This is a genomic window from Modestobacter sp. VKM Ac-2983, assembly GCF_026967885.1.
In the GTDB taxonomy this organism is placed as follows: Bacteria; Actinomycetota; Actinomycetes; order Mycobacteriales; family Geodermatophilaceae; genus Modestobacter.
Genome location: NZ_JAPVBK010000002.1, coordinates 217603 through 234072, shown reverse-complemented (window position 1 = coordinate 234072; position 16470 = coordinate 217603). Strand labels below are relative to the sequence as shown.

Below are 16470 nucleotides of genomic sequence, written 5' to 3'. Positions count from 1 at the left end.
CCGGCTCGGCGGCGCACGGCTCGGAGCCGGCTCCGTCGGCCTGGTGGACCCCGGCTGACGGGGGTTCCGTCACGGACCGGCCACTGCTGTCACACCCGTCCCACGGGTGCGGCCCGCCTGAGCGGAACGGTCCGTCCGACCAGGTACACAGACTCCATGCGCAACGCTGCCGACCGCCAGGTGAGCACCGAGGGCCCGGCGGTGGCGTCCTCACCGTCGGTCTCCGTCGAGCTCACGGTCAGCCCGGTGGTCAGCCACGCCCTCGCCGCCCACGCCGTGCCGGTCGTCTCCCGGCTCACCCTCGCCGGCAGCGCGGCCACCGTCCGCGGTGCGGTCCTGCGGATCTCCGTGCGGGACGCCGACGGCGACCTCGCCCCCGCCGTCGAGCGGCTGGTCGACCTCGAGGCCGGCCGCAGCACCGTGCTCGACGACATCGCCCTCACCCTCGACCCGGCCGATCTGCGCCAAGGCGAGGAGAGCCGGCCGGGCTGGGTGCACGTGCAGCTGGCCGCCGCCGGCCAGGTGCTGGCCGACCACCGGGTGCCGGTGACGGTCCTGGGCGCCGCCCAGTGGGTGGCCGCTCCCCTGCCGCCGGCCCTGGAGGTGCTCGCCGCCCACGTGCAGCCGCAGCACCCCGCCGTCCTCACGCTGGTGGCCGAGGCCGCCGCCCTCCTGGAGGAGGGCACCGGCAGCGGCAGCCTGACCGGCTACGCCGACGGGGCCGAACGGGTCGACGAGGTGGTCGAGGCGATCACCTGGGCGGTGCGCCGCCGCGAGGTCCGGCACCGCCAGCCGTCGGCCGGCTGGACGGCGTCCGGCCAGCAGGTCCGCGACCCCGGCGAGGTCCTCGACGGCCGGGCCGGCACCTGCCTGGACACCGTCGTCACCCTCGCCGCCGCCCTCGAGCACGCCCACCTCCACCCGCTGCTCTGGGTGGTGGAGGGGCACGCCTTCCTGGGCTACTGGCGGGAGGAACGCAGTGCGGAGACTGCTGCGACGACCGAGGTCACGGCGCTGGTCGACCAGGTCGACCGGGGCCTGATCGGCCTGGTCGAGACCACCCTGCTGACCGACCGCGGCAACACCACCCCCGACCTGCACGGCCCGGCCTACACCGCCTGGCTGTCCGGCGACCTCAGCCGGGTCCTCGGCGTCACCGACGTCCATCGCGCCCGCCTCGACGGGATCCGGCCGCTGCCCGGCCGCACCGGCGAGGACGGCGGCCCGCAGCAGGAGCCCGCGCACCACCCGGCCGAGGTCCCGGCGCCGTCCCTGCCCGACGAGCCCGCGGAGTCCGCGACCGACGACTCCCCGGGAGCGCCGCCGCGGGTGCAGCAGTGGACGGAAGAGCTGCTCGACCCGGACACGCACCACCGGCTGGTCGACCTCGCCGAGGGATCCGGGCTGCCGCTCGCGGTGCCGCACGACACGCTCATCGCGCTGGCGGACCTGGTCACCAGCGGGGCGACGCTGACCCTGCTGCCCAGCGGCGGGGCGGCCGGGGTGCACGCCGAGCGCGGGGTGCACCTGGCCCGGGACTCCTCGCCGCGTCAGCTCCTCACCGAGCACCGGTCGGTGTACGTCGACGTCCCCCGCGCCGACCACCCGTCCCGGTTGCGTGCCCTCGCCCACCGGGCGCGGACGGTGGTCGAGGAGACCGGCGCCAACGCGCTGTACCTGGCCCTGGGCAGCCTGGTCTGGGAGGCCGACGGCCGCCCGCTGCGGTCACCGGTGGTGCTCGTCCCGGTCCTGCTCACCCCGGGCGGCCCGGACGGCGACTACCGGCTGACGGTCGACGAGACGGGGAGCAGTGCGCCGAACGCCCGGCTGCTGGAGGAGCTCCGCCGGGTGCACGGGCTCACCGTGCCGGGGCTGGATGCAGCCGCCGTGGACGGCGCGGACGTCGATCTGGCCACCACCCTGCAAGCGCTCGGCGAGGCGTTGGCCGCCGCCGCGCTCCCCCACCGGGTCGAGGCGACCGCGGACCTGGCCGTCCTGCCGGTCGCGGCGCACCGGCTGTGGCGCGACCTCGACGAGCACGGGGCCGAGTTCGCGTCCAGCCCGCTCCTCGCCCACCTGGTGCACTCCCCGACCGAGGCCTTCGCCGACCCGGCACCCGCCCCCGCCGACCCGATCGAGCTCGACGAGCTCGCCGCGCAGTGCCCGCTGCCGGCCGATGCCGCCCAGCTGCGTGCCGTCGCCGAGGCGACCGCCGGACGGACGTTCGTGCTCGAGGGCCCGCCCGGCACCGGCAAGTCCCAGACCATCACCAACCTGGTGACCCGGGCCGTCGCCGAGGGCAAGCGGGTGCTGGTCGTCGCCGGGAAGCGCACCGCGCTCGACGTCATCGCCCGCCGGCTCGACGCGGTCGGGATGGGCCCGTTCGCGCTCGACCTGCACGACAAGGGCAGCCGGCCCGCCGTCGTCCGGGCACAGATCCGGGCCGCGCTCGAGCACGCGGTGGACGTCGACGCCGAGGGTCTGGCGGCCGACGCCGAGGAGCTGCGGTCGGCGCGGCGCAGCCTGCAGCGCTACGCGGAGCAGCTGCACGCCGACAACCCGGCAGGGCTGTCCTGCTACTCCGCCCGCACCGCCGTGCTGGCCGCCGCCTCCGGCGTCGCCCCGTTGCCGGTGACCGCCCGCTTCGCGGCCCGGGCCACCGCCGAGGTGGTCACCGAGGTGCGCCGGGCGCTGGCGTTGCTGCCCGACATCGCCGGGCTGGCCCGCCCGTCGGCCGGGCACGCCTGGGCGTTCATCGACACCATCGAGCTGGACATCACCGAGGTGCAGCAGGCCGGGGTCGCCGTCGACTCGGCGATCCGGGAGCTGCCGGGCGAGGGGCCGCTGGCCGCGGTGCTGCGCGCCGTCGGCACCCCGGAGGACCTGGACGCCCTGGTGCACCTGCTCGGCGGCCCCCGGATCAGCCTGGCCGTGCTCGACGAGGTGCGCACGCCGCGCTGGTCCGCGGCCACCGAGGACCTGCTCGGCGAGATCGGCGCCCTGGTCGCCGCACCGCACCCCGGCCTGGACGCCGTCGCCCCGGCCGCCCTCGACCTGCCGCTGGCCGACCTGTTCGTGCAGGCCCAGGAGGCCGCGGCGGCGAGCTGGGTGGGCCGGCGCGGCAAGCTCACCGCCGTCCGGGACCAGCTGACCCCGGTGGTGCGTCCGGGCAGCTCGATCAAGCCCGGCGAGGTGCCCGAGCTGACTGCCGCGCTGCGCCGGCTGCAGACCGCCGTCCAGGCCCTGGCCGCCCGGGCCGCAGGCATCCCGGGGCTGCAGGTGCCGCCCGGCTGGAACCCCTTCACCGAGCCCGGCCGGTCGGTGTTCGACGCCGAGGTGCGCTGGCTGCGCCGCGCCGCCGCCACCGTCGACGGGGACACCGGCTTCCCTGCGGCGGTGCGCCGGTTCCTCACCGCCGGCCCGGTGGCCGACGCGGCCGGCGCCCGCACCGTGGCCACGCTGCGCGACGCCCTCCGCCAGCTGCTGACGGTCTGCTCCAGCGACTCGGCCCGACTGGCCGCCTGGAGCGGTGAGGACGGCCTGGTGCTGCGCTGGACGATGACCCGGCCCGAGCGGGGCGTCGAGTACGTCCACCCCATGTCGCTGCGCCGGTGGGTCAGCCTGCTGGACACCCTGGAGCCGCTCCGGTTGGCCGGGCTGAGCGAAGCCCGGCTGCAGCTGCTGCACGGCGCCGTGCCCGCCGACGACTCGGTCCACGCCTTCGATCGCGGACTCGCCGAGGCCTCGGTCGTCGAGCGGCACCAGGCCACCGGGCTGGACGCGTTCGACGCCGGGCTGCACGAGCGCACTGTCGCCCGGTTCGCCGCGGCCTCCCGCGCCGTGCGGTCGCACCTGGTCGATGCCGTGCCCGCCGGCGTGCTGGCTGCCCGGTCGTTCGACGCGACCTCGGCCGAGGGCCAGGTCGGCGCCCTGCGGCGCGAGCTGGCCGAGCAGGGCCGCGGCCTCGGGGTGCGCGGGCTGCTGTCGACCTACGGCGACCTGATCACCGCGGTCCTGCCGTGCGTGCTGGCCAGCCCGGAGTCGGTGGCGCGCTTCTTCCCCGCGATCGCCGGCCAGTTCGACCTGGTCGTCTTCGACGAGGCGTCCCAGCTCCGGGTCGCCGACGCCGTCGGTGCGCTCGGCCGGGCCCGGGCGGCGGTGGTGGTCGGGGACAGCGAGCAGCTGCCGCCGGCGTCCGCCGGCGAACCGGCCGGCATCGACGACGAGAGTCAGGTCGCCGGCGCGGTCCGCGCCGAGGAGAGCATCCTCTCCGCGTGCGTGCGGGCCGGGGTCCCGCGGCAGTGGCTGTCCTGGCACTACCGCAGCCAGGACGAGTCGCTGATCGCCTTCAGCAACGCGCATCACTACGGCCACCGGCTGTCCTCCTTCCCGGCACCGGTGCACGGCCCGGCCTCCGCCGCCCCGGGTGGCCACGGCGTCTCCCTGGTGCAGGTCGCCGGCACCTTCCTGCGCTTCGGCCCCGGCGTGCACACGAACCCCGTGGAGGCCCGTGCGGTCGTCGCCGAGGTGCTGCGCCGCTTCTCGCTGGCCACGCCGGCGATCCCGTCGATCGGCGTGGTCACCGTGAACGCACCGCAGCGGACGCTGGTCGAGGAGCTGCTGCGCGACTCCGGGGACGAGCGGGTGGTCGAGGCGCTGGACTCCGGCGACGCGCTCGTCGTCAAGGAGGTCGAGCACGTGCAGGGCGACGAGCGGGACGTCGTCCTGCTCTCCCTCGGGTTCAGCGCGGACGTGCGCGGCCGGCTCCCGCTGGACCTCGGGCCGCTGGGCCGCAGCGGCGGGGAACGCCGGCTGAACGTGGCCGTCACCCGCGCCCGCCGGCAGGTCGTCGTCTTCAGCTCATTCGCCCCCGAGCAGCTGCCCGCCGGGCAGGCCGCGTCGGTGGGGGTCCGGCACCTGCGGGCCTACCTCGACCTGGCCGCCCGGGGCACCGACGCCCTCCCCCGTCCCGACCGGGTCGCGGAGCTGCACGACGCCCACCGCGACGAGGTGGCCACCGAGCTGCGCGCCCGCGGCCTGGTGGTGCGCACGGACGTCGGGCTGTCGGACTTCCGCATCGACCTGACCGTCGCCCACGGGACGGCGCCGGACGCCCCGGTGCTGGCGGTCCTGCTCGACGGCCCCGAGTGGGCGCGGCGCCGCACGGTCGGGGACCGCGACGGCCTCCCGGTCGAGGTGCTGGGTGAGCTGCTGTCGTGGCCGGCGGTGGAGCGGGTGTGGCTGCCGACCTGGCTGGCCGACCGCGAGGCCGTGCTCACCGCGCTGGAGGCGGCGGTGGAGGCCGCCTCCCCGGCGCCGGCCGTGGCCCAGCCGGAGCCGGCGACGCCGGTGGAGGTGGAGGTGGAGGAGCCCTACGACGGCCCGCTGGCCGACGTCATCCCGCTCCGCCCGCTCGCGCCCCGGCCGACGCCGGTCGCCGAGCCCGTCGTCGTCGAGCCCGAGCCCGTCGCAGCGGAGCCCGTCGCAGCGGAGCCCGTCGTCATCGAGCCCGAGCCCGTCGTAGCGGAGCCCGTCGCAGCGGAGCCCGTCGCAGCGGAGCCCGTCGCAGCGGAGCCCGTCGCAGCGGAGCCCGTCGCAGCGGAGCCCGTCGTGGTCGAGCTCGGCGTTGTCGACCCCGCGCCGGAGCCGGCAGCCGTCGTGGAGCCCGCAGCGGTCGTGGAGCCGGCAGCACCGACCAAGCCGACCGGCAGGACGACGCCGAAGGCGCCGGCCAGGGTGACCCGGGCCGCCACGACGCCGCTGGACGAGGAGCAGCCGTTCATCCCGTGGGCGCCGAAGCAGGCCGGGGACAAGCGGCAACTGGACCGGTTGGCCGACCCCGCCGTCGCCAGGCTGGTGCGCCGGCTGCTCACCGCGGGCATCAAGGCGGAAGGGCCGGTGCACCGGGACCGGCTGGCCCGGCTGACCGCGTCGGCGTTCGGGCTCTCCCGGGTGACCGAGGCCCGGCGGGACGCGCTGCTGGCGCTGCTGCCGGCCGCCGCTGTCGACGGCGACTTCCTGTGGCCGGCCTCGATCGACCGGGAGACGTGGAGCTGGTTCCGCCGCCAGGCCAGCAGCGCCGACCGCCCGCTGGACCAGGTGGCGCCGCAGGAGATCGCCAACGCCATGGTGGCGCTGTGCCGGGCCGGCAGCGGCCTGTCCCGCGACGTGCTGCAGCTCCGGACCCTGGAGGTCTTCGGTCACCGCCGGCGCACCGCTGCCTTGGTGCCGCTGCTGGACGCCGTGCTGGCCGGCGCCCTGGCCGCCGGGCGGCTCACCGAGCAGCCCTCCGGCCGGCTCACCGCCTGATCCCGGGGCGGCGGGGACCCGTCCCCGCCGCCCCGGTCACCGCCCGGTGACGCCCGACCGGTCCAGCGGGTTGGCCCGGACCCGGTCGGCGAAGCCGCCGGCGACGAACTGCCCCGCCAGGGACGACGGCTTGCGCCGCGCCTGCTCGGTGAAGCAGCCGAGGAACTCCTCGGCCAGCCCGAGCCGCGGGAACGCCTCCAGCACCTCGGCGCGGAGGTCCGCCGGCCAGTCGTCGGGACGGCGGCCGGAGACGTCCAGCCCGGTGGCCAGCTCCAGCAGGTGGCCCTCCGGGTCCGCGGCGACGTCGACCTCCGGCGCCATGTGCGCGACGATGACCCCGGCGGTGCGCCGGCGCCGGTCGGCGTCCCACCCGGCACCGGCACCGAAGACCCAGGCGACCGCGCCGCCGGCCTCCTCGAACGGCACGGCGGCGCTGTCGAACACCGGCACCAGCCCGATGTCGTGCAGCATGGCCGCGACGTAGAGCAGCTCGGCGTCGAAGGCGATCCCCCGCTCCCGGCCGTACGCGGCGGCCCAGAGGTGGGAGCGCCGGCAGTGGTTCAGCAGCGCCGGCGAGTGGAACTGCTGGGCCACCTGCAGCGCGGAGGCGGCGGCGGGGGTGTCGGGGACGAGGTCGTCGAGGGGCACGGACGGCAGTCTGGCCGCCGACCGCGCCCCTCGTCCCGTCCCCTGCGCGACGTGGCAGGAACCCGGCGATCACCGGCCGGATCCGCCGCGTCCGGTCAGCCGGCCGGGGTCCAGCCGGTGCGCTGGAGCCAGCCGGGCAGGTCGTTCAGGTCCGGCACCAGTGCCCGGCCGGCGGCGAGGTCGCCCTGGTAGGCAGGGGTCTCGGCGAACCACGGGAACATCCGGGTCATGTCCTCGTCGCCGGCGAGCTCGATGGCGCTGCCGGGCACCCGGCCCGGCTGCTGCACCGGGGCCGCGGCGGCGGTGCCGACGTCCTGGACGGCGACCATCTGCAGCGGCACCCCGGCCGGCAGCGGGAGCCGGACGAGGAGGACCCCGTCCTCGACCGTCGGCCCCTGGGCGGTCAGGTTCTCCAGGCGATGTGCTCCTCCACCCGCCGCTTGCTCTCGAAGTGCGGCACACCGGTCTCCCGCTCCGCGCCGCCCACCGAGCTGTAGACCAGGTGCCCCACCGCGGCCTCGGCCGCGGCGTCGGCCAGGGCCCGACCGTCCTGTACCTCGCCCTCGACGCCCCGCCCATCGGCGAAGGTGGTCATCGCGAACACCCAGTCGGCCACGGAGTGCGGCGCGCAGCTGAGTCCGCGCGGCCGGGCTCTGCGGCCGCGGGTCGAGCAGATCTGGGCCGAACTCGAGCGGCGCACGGTCGGGGACCTGAGCCAGGCCGACCGCGCGCGGCTGATCGAGCTGCTGAGCTCGATCAGCCGCAACGTCGGTGACGTGGGTCCGGACCCATACGGCCCTTGACCGCGCCCCGACGGCAGGCGGTGCGCCCGTCAGCCGCGCCGGGTGGTGCCGGTGCCGCCGCTCTTCTTCCCGCGCATCGAGGAGATCGCGCTCTTGATCTTGCGCTGGTTCTCCGGCTTCTGCGCAGCCGACATGGCCTTCTTCGCCGCGGCGCCCTTGGTGAGCTTGCTGAGCATGCCCATGGTGGTCCTCCTTCGTCTCGATCAACAGCTGGTCACCTGACGGTGCCCGCACAGCTCGCGCTCAACCGGCCCCGGGCGGTCTCGTTCAGCCGGGCGCAGGCCGTTCCTCGCCGGCGTCCTCCTCGGCGTCCTCCTCGTCCTCGGCCGGGGCGTCCCCCAGGCCGCTGTCCCGGGCCAGCAGGTAGGTCGCCCCGCCGAGCAGTGCGCCGGCGATCACCGAGAGGACCACGACGACCGGTGGGCTCACCGGCCCGAGCGCCCAGGTGAGCAACGAGCGGGAGCGCGACGTCGGGTCGGCCAGGACCACCCCGACGAACACCCCGGCCAGCAGGCCTGCGCCGGCGGCGAAGACGCCAGCGGCCCGTCCGGTCCACCCCAGGCGGTCGGCGAGCTCGCGGGCGGCCCGCACGATCCGGCCGGCCCGCAGCACCCGGAGCGCGCCGACGGCCCGGACCAGCCGCAACAGCTGGACCGGTCCGACGGCGAGCACGATCGCCACCAGCACCGCGAAGCTGAGCGCCAGCAACCCCACGTGCCCGCGGATCCAGGCGCGTTTGTCCTCGGCCACCATCAGCAGGATGACCGCCTCGCCGACGAGCACGACGCCGCTGGCGATGTCCACCCAGCGGCCGGCGGTGCCCAGCGGCCCGCCGGCGAAGGTCAGGAACATCGCCGGCACCGAGGCCAGCGCCGCGACCAGGACCGGGAGCGCCAGCCGGCGTTCCCACCGCTCCTCCCGGCTCACGGCGCACCCCGCTCAGCGATCAGGACGACGGGGTCAGCGAACGCACCCGCTCGATGAGCTCGCCCTTGCAGACCTCGAGGAAACCGTCGGGGTCAGGACCTGCGTTCTGGAGGACGATGTGGTCGAAACCGGCGTCGACGTAGGGCTGCGCCTGCTGCACGTGCCGGTCGAGGTCCGGTCCGCAGGAGAACTGGCCCTTGATGTCGTCCAGGGTGACCGTGCTGCTGGCGGCGTCGAAGTTGACCGGGTTGGGCAGCTCGCTCATCACCTTCCAGCCGGACAGCGCCCAGCGGCTGGTCTTCAACGCCTCCTGCGCGGCGGCGTCCTCGTCCGGTGCCCAGGCCATCGGCACCTCGCAGTACTTCGGCCCGCTGCCACCGTGTTCGGCGTAGGCCTCAACCAGCTCGGGCTTGGGCTCGGTCGCGAAGAGCCCGCTGCCGTACTGGGCCGCCAGCTTGGAGGCCCCCGGGCCCCCGCTGGCCACGGCGATCACCGGCAGCTGGTCGGGCAGGTCGAACACCCGGGCGTCCTCCAGGGTGAGGTACGTGCCCTCGTAGGACTGGTAGCCGCCCTGCCACAGCAGGTCGATGATCTCCAGCGCCTCCCGCAGCATGTGGTGGCGGATCCGGACCGCGGGCCAGCCGCCGCCGACGACGTGCTCGTTGAGCCGCTCGCCGGCCCCGATGCCCAGGGTGAACCGGTTGCCCGACAGGATCTGCACCGTCGCCGCGGCCTGGGCGATGACCGCCGGGTGGTACCGGATGATCGGGCAGGTCACCCCGGTGGCCAGGCCGATCCGCTCGGTCTTCGCCGCCATGCTGCCGAGCATCGACCAGGTGAACCCGCTGTGGCCCTGCTCCTCCAGCCACGGGTGGTAGTGGTCGCTGAGCTCGACGAAGTCGAAGCCGGCCTCCTCGGCAGCCACGGTCTGCTCGACGATCTCCATCGGGCTGAAGGCCTCGGTGGCGAGCTTGTAGCCGACCTGCATGGGGTGTCCCTCCGTCGTCGCGTGCGTTCCTGACGGGCGGTGCCCGGGAGGTCGGCAGCGGAAACCGGCCGGTCAGCCGGCGACCAGCCCCCAGGGGGCGGTGGCCACCTCGTCGGCCTGGGCGCGGGTCAGCGCACCGACGTCCACCAGCCGGCCCAGCACGTGCTCCTGCCGGGCGGCCGCCCGGTCGGGGTGCTGCACCGGATCGTAGGCGCTCGGGGCCTGCAGCAGGCCGGCCAGCAGCGCGGCCTGTGTCCAGTCGAGCTCGCCGGGCGGCACTCCGAAGTACCCCTGCGCGGCCGCCGTGGCACCGGTGAAGCCGTGCCCGAAGTACGCGTCGTCCAGGTACATCCGGAGCACCTCGTCCTCACTCCAGGCGCGGTCCAGCTTGAGCGCCAGCACCACCGCGGAGACGCGGTCGGTGAACCCGTTCGCCCCGTCCTCGTAGAGGTTCTTGGCCAGCTGCTGGTGCAACGTCGACCCGCCCAGGTCGACGCCGGTCAGTGCGCCCCGGGCCGCCCGCACCACCCCGCGGGGGTCGACGCCGGGGTGGTTGCGGAAGTGGCTGTCCTCGGTGGCCAGCACGGCCACCGACAGCCGCGCCGGCAGTGGCCCGGACAGTGGCGGCGCAGCGGCGGCCGCCAGCCGGGCGTCCACCCGGTCCCGGGCATCGTCGACGTCGGGGGTCAGCTGCCAGGCCACGGCGAGCAACAGCAGACCGGCGACGACGAGCGCGAGCACGGCCCGTCCGGCGCGGCGCAGCGCCCGGCGCCGGCGGGACCTGCGCGGGGGACGCGGTGCCGGTGTCCCCGGGTGCGCCAGGCCCGGCCGGGACGCCGTCGTCACCATGCCGGCCCACCGGCGGACGTCGGGGCGTGCGGTGCGGACATCGGGTGCTCCTCGGCTGGGGGGCGGTGCTCCCCCAGTCGACCGCAGCCCACCCCCGGCCCGCATCGGCCCGCGCGCTGACCTCGTCCGTCCCACCTGCTCCCCCGGGCGGACCCGTCCTCCGCTCCTGGGTGGACGCCGGTCAGGCCGGGGAGGCCAGCCGAGCCAGCAGCCGGTCCAGGAACGGCACCTGGCCCTTGACCAGCTTGACCCGCGCCTCCGCGAGCGCGAACCACCCGGCCCGGTCGACCTCCGGGAACTGCTGGACCCGGCCCGACCGGGGCGGCCACTCCAGGTCGAAGGTGTTGCTGGTGCAGGCTGCGGCGTCCAGGTCGCCCGCCGCGGCGAAGACGGTGAGCAGCTTGCCGCTGGTCACCCGCAGCTCACCGAGGTCGAGGAACTCCTGCGCCGGCACCGGCGAGCCGAGCTCCTCGGCGAACTCCCGGCGGGCCACGTCCAGCGGCTCCTCCTCCGGCCCGTGCTCGCCCTTGGGGATCGACCACCCGCCGTCGTCCTTGCGTGCCCAGAACGGGCCACCCATGTGCCCGAGCAGCACCTCGACGTCGCCGCCGCTGGAGACCCGGTGGAGCAGCACCCCGGCGCTGCGCATGACTGGCACGCCCGGCAGCTTCGCACGGGCTCGGCCGGGTAAACCGGGTGCGGGTCCAGCCGGAGTCACGTTGACTGCCCCGGCCGCGCGGCACCACCGACTGCCCTCTGGGGCCACAGTCGCGACTTCGGCCCAACGGAGTTCGACGAGACGGGAAGGGACCATGGAGACCATCAACGGACGGCTGCTGAGCTGGGCGTCCATCCTCGACCCCGGCGCCCGCGAGCAGGCCGAGCGCACCGCGGCGATGCCGTTCGTCCATCCGTACCTGGCCCTCATGCCCGACGCCCACCTGGGCAAGGGCGCGACCGTGGGCTCGGTCATCCCGACCGACGGCGCGATCATCCCGGCCGCGGTCGGGGTCGACATCGGTTGCGGGATGATGGCGGTGCGCACCCAGTTCGACGCCGCCGACCTGACCGGCCGCGACCTGTCCGTGCTGCACGGGCAGATCTCCCGTTCGGTGCCGCTGTCGGCCGGGCGGAACAACAAGGCGGTGCGGCCCACCGCCGAGCCCCGGGTCGCCGAGCTCCGGGCGCTGCCCGGCGTCGCCCAGGCCGACGGCGCCGCCGGCACCTGGCCGCTGCAGCTGGGGTCGCTCGGCTCGGGCAACCACTTCATCGAGGTGTCGCTGGACGAGCAGGACCGGGTCTGGCTGTTCCTGCACTCCGGCTCCCGCGGGGTCGGCAACAAGCTCGCCTCGGTGCACATCCGCCGGGCCCAGGAGCGGTGCCGCGCGCTCGGCATCGAGCTGGCCGACCGCGACCTGGCGTACCTGGAGGAGGGGACGCCGGAGTTCGACGCCTACCTCGAGGCGCTGCGCTGGGCTCAGCGGTTCGCCTGGCTGAACCGCGAGGAGATGATGGACCGGGTCGTCGACCAGCTGGGCCGGTTCCTCGACGACGACGTCCAGCGGCTGGAGACGGTGCAGTGCCACCACAACTACACCGAGCGTGAGCACCACGACGGGCGAGACGTGTGGCTGTCCCGCAAGGGCGCGATCAGCGCTCGGAAGGGGCAGGCCGGGTTGATCCCCGGCTCGATGGGGACGGCGTCCTACGTCGTCTCCGGGCTGGGCAACCCGGCCGCGCTGATGTCGGCTCCGCACGGCGCGGGTCGCAACCACTCGCGCAACGCCGCCCGCCGGCTGTTCAGCCGGGCGGACCTGGAGCAGCGGATGACCGGGATCGCCTGGGGGCACTCCGACGCGTTCCTGGACGAGCACCCGGACGCCTACAAGCCGATCGACCAGGTGATGGCCGACGCGGCCGACCTGGTGGAGGTCCGGCACACGCTGCGGCAGGTCGTCAACGTCAAGGGCGACTGAAGAAGGACCCCGTCGCCCCCCACCGCTCGCCAGCTCGCGGCGGGCCCCTGCGACGGGGCCGAGAGCGCGGGGTCAGCTGCGGACCAGGCCCCAGTCCTCGGCGGCGATCGTGTCGGCCTGGTCGCGGCTGAGCACGCCCTCGTCGACCAGCCGGTCCAGCACGTGGGCCTGCCGCTGCGCGGCGAGGTCGGGGTGCACCAGCGGGTCGTAGGCGGTGGGCGCCTGGAACAGGCCGGCCAGCAGCGTCGACTGCGCCCAGCTCAGCTGGTCGGGCGACACCCCGAAGTAGCCCTCGGTGGCCGCGGTCAGCCCGACGAAGCCGTGCCCGTAGTACCCGTTGTCCAGGTACATCCGCAGCACGTCGTCCTTGCTGTACGTGGCGTCCAGCTCGAGCGCGAGGAGGACGGCCTCGGCCTTCTGCACCGGGCCGTTCTCCCCGTCCAGGTACAGGTTCTTGGCCAGTTGCTGCACCAGCGTCGACCCACCCTGGTCGGTGCCCGACAGCAGCCCCCAGAACGCCCGGACGGCACCGGTCGGGCTGACCCCGGGGTGGCTGGCGAAGCCGGCGTCCTCGGTGGCGAGCAGTGCCTGCACGAAGGCCGGTGCGGGTTCCACCTGCAGCGCGGGCGCGTCGTTCTCGGCCAGGTGCGCCGCGACGCGGGCCGCGGCGTCGTCGACCGACGGCGTGTGCGCCCAGCCGACGCCGAGCACGACCACGCCGAGGGCCACCGACACCGCGACGAGCGCACCGAGGCGGCGCGCCACCCGCCGGGGCCGGGACCGCCGGGCGGGCCCGGGTTCGCCGGGCACCTGGACACGCTGCAGGGTGCCTGCGGACACCGACCGACCACCTTCCGTCCCCGCCACACCGGGACCGGTACGGCACCGATCATGATCAGTGCCGTGGCCGGTCCCGGGGAGCCCGAACGGTGGCCCGGACGGCTCAGGGCACCGGAGTCCACCCTTCCGGGGGACCGCCGGGGCGGGGGTCCCTCAGCGGACGGTCACTCCGGCAGCGGCCAGGGGCGCTCGTCGCTGATCCCGAGCTCGGTGCCGCAGCTGCGGTCGGGCTCGATGTCCTGAGGGCGGAAGTAGACCGTCGAGGAGGTGACGTCGTCGCCGAAGTCCTGCGGCGAGTCCGCCTCGGGCGGGGCGACCAGCGCGGGTTGCGTCGACTCGATCGAGAAGCGGATGACCCGGGTGAACTGGCAGTCGGTGCCGACCGACACGATGCTGAACTGGATGGGCGGGCGGCCATCGCCGCGCACGATGTTGTCCAGGCCACCGGCACCGGTCGAGCCCTCGACGAGGTCGATCACCCCGTCCTCGCCCTGGAGCTCGGAGCTGTCGTTCTGCCGGTGGACGTGGCCGGAGACCGTCTGTCGGATCCGCCCGGGGAGCACCTCGTGCAGCTCCTCGGCGGCGACCGGCTCGTGGACGGTGAAGAGGTCGACGGTCCCCAGGTCGTCCGCCGCCTCCCCCTGCGCCGCCTCCCCTGCCGCAGCGAGGACGCCGTTCGGCACGGCCGCCCCGTCGCCGACGGGGGCGCCCTGCTCCGCTGCCGCCGCGCCGTCGGCGGGGACACCGTCGTCGCCGGCAGCCGCGTCGGCGTCGGCGGTGATCTCCTCGTCCGCAGGTATCTCCTCGTCCTCCCGCACGCCGAGGGCCTCCCGGACCGCCTCGCGCTGCAACGGCTCCACCACGTCGGGGGCGTCGGCGCCGTACCGGCCGGGGCCGCCGTAGACCCGCGGGTCCGACAGGCCGGCCACGGTGAGCCCGTAGGCCTCCACGACCCCGGCCGTCACCTGGTAGCCGTCCGCGGTGGCGACCTTGTCGCCCAGCACCGTCACCCCCGGGATGGTGCGCATGACCTCCACGGTGGCCGGGGAGTCGTGGTTGCCGGCCACCCAGAGCATCGGGGCGACGGAGGTGAGGGCGGTGATCCCCTCCAGGTAGGCCGGCGTCAGCTCCTGGCGGGTGCCGAACGCGCTCTCGTCGCCGGCGTTGACGATCAGGTCGACGTCGTAGTTGTCCGCGTACCGCGCCACGAGCGGGTAGTTCGCCGACAGGTGCATGTCCGAGATGGTCATGATCTGCAGTGCCGTCTCCGGCGTCTGGGCGTCGTCGATCTGCGCCTGCAGAGCCGCCTGGATGCCGACCACCGAACCGAGCACGTCCAGCGCCTTGTTCGACTGGCTGTAGTAGGCGCTCAGCTCGCTGGGGAACAGCTGCGCCGCGGCGAGCGTGCCGGTCAGCTGGGAGTCGCGGACCCAGTTCGGGTTGTAGCTGAGCACCCCGTACCCGGCGACGGCCACCGTGACGGCGGCGGCACCCGCGGCCTGCAGGGCCCGGTACCGCAGCTCGTCGGGGCGGCGCGGCCGGCCCCGCAGGTAGCGGACCGACATGTTGATCGCCGCGGCGATCAGCAGACCGGCGAGGAGGCCCAGCAGGAGCTCGGCGATCAGCCAGGTGGCGATCCGCGGCACCTGGGCGGCGAAGTCTGCCTGCATCCGCTCCACGAAGCCGGGCAGGTCCCCACCGGCCAGCCGGGTGAGCTGCAGGACGTCGACGTCGACGGGGCTGATGTGCACGCCGAAGGGCACGCCACTGACCTCGGGGAACTCCCAGCTGCCCAGCGTGGTGTCGGCGCTGAGGCCCGGCCGGCTGAGCAGCGTGCCCCGCACCTCGAACGGCACGCCCTGCACGGTCGCCTGGTACGGGAACGCACGCAGCGCCGCAGCGGCGCAGGCCAGCGGCAGGACCAGCCGGAGCGCCCAGCGCAGCACCACGGCGAGGACGCGGGAGGCGATCGATCCGGTGCGCCGGACGATGTGCTCCGCCTGCTGGCGGCGGGTGAACGGAAGGGGAAGGGGGAGCTGGTCCCCACCCCGGGTGCGTGACATCGGGGTCGATTGTCCAGCCTCCCGGGACACGCCGCCGCTGCGGCTCGCCCGTGCGGCGCGTTCGGCCGGGGCCCCGGTCCAGGAAACTGGGCCGGAGGTGACGCGCTCCCAGCCCGGCGTGGGACCCTGGACCCTGACCGACGACGACGCGCTCGCTGACTCGCCGCCGACGAACGGGGCTCCCTTGGCACTGATCACCTGCCCCACCTGCAATTCCGAGGAGATCTCGGGCAAGCCGCAGCCGGACGGCCGGCTGCTGATCCACTGCGACGACTGCGGCGCCGAGTGGCTGCGCGGGGAGACCCGCCGCGACCCGGCCCGGCCTGCCGTCCAGTCCATCGAGTCGCTGCAGGCGGCCTTCCCGACCCCGGCCGACGTCCGTCCCGACGTGCGGGAGCGGGTGATGCTGCTGCAGTCGGAGTTCGCCATGGACCGGCCCGAGCCGGACCCGGACGTCGAGCCCTACCGCGAGCGGTACGCCACGCTGTTCAGCCGCGAGAACCTGCCGTCGGCGACGCCGGAGCAGCTGCTGCACTTCGCCAACTCCACGACCGTGGCCGACCCGGGCAACGTGTCCGGCTTCAACCGGGCGTGGAAGACCGCCGGTCCGGACAAGGCGGCCACCCAGGTGCGCGCGACCATCGAGCACCTGCTGTACGGGCCGGAGAGCCTGCGGCTCGAGGACCGGATGACCCAGCTGATCGACGGCAGCAAGAAGGGCCTGGGCTTCCCGTCGTTCAAGGAGGCGCTGCTGACGAAGGTCCTCTGCGTCGTGGAGCCCGAGCGCTTCCTGCCCGTGGTGCGGTACACCGCCGCCAACGGGGGCAAGAAGGAGCTGGCCAAGACGGTGTTCGAGCTCGACCTCCCGCCGGTGGAGAAGACGGCCTGGACGAGTGGCCGGCTTGCCGTGTGGAGCAACGACCTGCTGCGCTCGCTGGTCGGCAACGACCTCCCCGACCTGCAGCAGGCAGCCCGCTTCCTGCAGTGGGCCAAGGCCCGCCCGGTGCTGTCCCGCAGCGACAGCTGACGACCCGCAGCGACAGCTGACCGCCCCGCCCCGGTCCCCG

14 protein-coding genes are annotated in these 16470 nt (G+C 75.2%); 4 read left to right on the top strand and 10 right to left on the bottom strand.

Features of this window, described 5'->3' with window-relative positions:
• Positions 1-156: 156 nt before the first annotated feature.
• Positions 157-6309 carry a DUF3320 domain-containing protein gene (locus O2W18_RS07545; protein WP_269186933.1) on the top strand — a complete coding sequence of 2051 codons (6153 nt, stop codon included), beginning with the start codon at positions 157-159 and terminating at the stop codon, positions 6307-6309.
• Between the two features lie 36 nt (positions 6310-6345).
• Here O2W18_RS07545 and O2W18_RS07540 read toward each other — a convergent pair whose 3' ends face one another.
• The 3 genes from O2W18_RS07540 to O2W18_RS07530 all read right to left on the bottom strand — a co-directional run bounded on the left by O2W18_RS07540 (position 6346) and on the right by O2W18_RS07530 (position 7552).
• Complete coding sequence (locus O2W18_RS07540; protein WP_269186932.1) at positions 6346-6957, bottom strand: HD domain-containing protein; 612 nt, start codon at positions 6955-6957, stop codon at positions 6346-6348.
• Positions 6958-7052: 95 nt separating this feature from the next.
• On the bottom strand, positions 7053-7286 hold the full coding sequence (locus O2W18_RS07535) for a hypothetical protein (RefSeq protein ID WP_269186931.1): 234 nt from the start codon (positions 7284-7286) through the stop codon (positions 7053-7055).
• A gap of 74 nt (positions 7287-7360) precedes the next feature.
• Positions 7361-7552: an NmrA family NAD(P)-binding protein gene (locus O2W18_RS07530; protein ID WP_269186930.1), complete on the bottom strand. Its 192-nt coding sequence runs from the start codon at positions 7550-7552 to the stop codon at positions 7361-7363.
• On the opposite strand from O2W18_RS07530, the gene O2W18_RS07525 reads away from it, so the two are divergent.
• Positions 7545-7760 carry a hypothetical protein gene (locus tag O2W18_RS07525; RefSeq protein WP_269186929.1) on the top strand — a complete coding sequence of 72 codons (216 nt, stop codon included), beginning with the start codon at positions 7545-7547 and terminating at the stop codon, positions 7758-7760. The two genes, O2W18_RS07530 and O2W18_RS07525, sit on opposite strands and share 8 nt — an antisense overlap.
• A gap of 29 nt (positions 7761-7789) precedes the next feature.
• Here the strand turns inward: O2W18_RS07525 and O2W18_RS07520 are convergent, their stop codons facing one another.
• From O2W18_RS07520 to O2W18_RS07500, 5 genes are all read right to left on the bottom strand, one after another.
• Positions 7790-7942, bottom strand: a complete 153-nt coding sequence (locus tag O2W18_RS07520; RefSeq protein ID WP_269173426.1) for a hypothetical protein — start codon at positions 7940-7942, stop codon at positions 7790-7792.
• 85 nt (positions 7943-8027) lie between these two features.
• Positions 8028-8687 carry a hypothetical protein gene (locus O2W18_RS07515; protein ID WP_269186928.1) on the bottom strand — a complete coding sequence of 220 codons (660 nt, stop codon included), beginning with the start codon at positions 8685-8687 and terminating at the stop codon, positions 8028-8030.
• A 19-nt stretch (positions 8688-8706) separates the two neighbouring features.
• Positions 8707-9675 carry a TIGR03557 family F420-dependent LLM class oxidoreductase gene (locus tag O2W18_RS07510; RefSeq protein WP_269186927.1) on the bottom strand — a complete coding sequence of 323 codons (969 nt, stop codon included), beginning with the start codon at positions 9673-9675 and terminating at the stop codon, positions 8707-8709.
• 72 nt (positions 9676-9747) lie between these two features.
• Positions 9748-10416, bottom strand: a complete 669-nt coding sequence (locus O2W18_RS07505) for a biosynthetic peptidoglycan transglycosylase (RefSeq protein ID WP_269186926.1) — start codon at positions 10414-10416, stop codon at positions 9748-9750.
• A 289-nt stretch (positions 10417-10705) separates the two neighbouring features.
• Positions 10706-11173 (bottom strand): NUDIX domain-containing protein, encoded by a 468-nt coding sequence (locus tag O2W18_RS07500; RefSeq protein ID WP_269187707.1) that lies wholly within the window; start codon positions 11171-11173, stop codon positions 10706-10708.
• A 163-nt stretch (positions 11174-11336) separates the two neighbouring features.
• On the opposite strand from O2W18_RS07500, the gene O2W18_RS07495 reads away from it, so the two are divergent.
• Positions 11337-12500 carry an RtcB family protein gene (locus tag O2W18_RS07495; protein WP_269186925.1) on the top strand — a complete coding sequence of 388 codons (1164 nt, stop codon included), beginning with the start codon at positions 11337-11339 and terminating at the stop codon, positions 12498-12500.
• A gap of 72 nt (positions 12501-12572) precedes the next feature.
• Here O2W18_RS07495 and O2W18_RS07490 read toward each other — a convergent pair whose 3' ends face one another.
• Positions 12573-13340, bottom strand: coding sequence for a biosynthetic peptidoglycan transglycosylase (locus O2W18_RS07490; protein ID WP_269186924.1), 768 nt, complete (start codon positions 13338-13340; stop codon positions 12573-12575).
• Between the two features lie 164 nt (positions 13341-13504).
• Entirely contained in the window at positions 13505-15403 is a 1899-nt protein-coding gene (locus O2W18_RS07485) for a metallophosphoesterase (RefSeq protein WP_269186923.1), read from the bottom strand.
• A gap of 118 nt (positions 15404-15521) precedes the next feature.
• Between O2W18_RS07485 and O2W18_RS07480 the strand changes: the two genes are divergently transcribed.
• On the top strand, positions 15522-16430 hold the full coding sequence (locus O2W18_RS07480) for a hypothetical protein (RefSeq protein ID WP_269186922.1): 909 nt from the start codon (positions 15522-15524) through the stop codon (positions 16428-16430).
• Positions 16431-16470 lie beyond the last annotated feature (40 nt).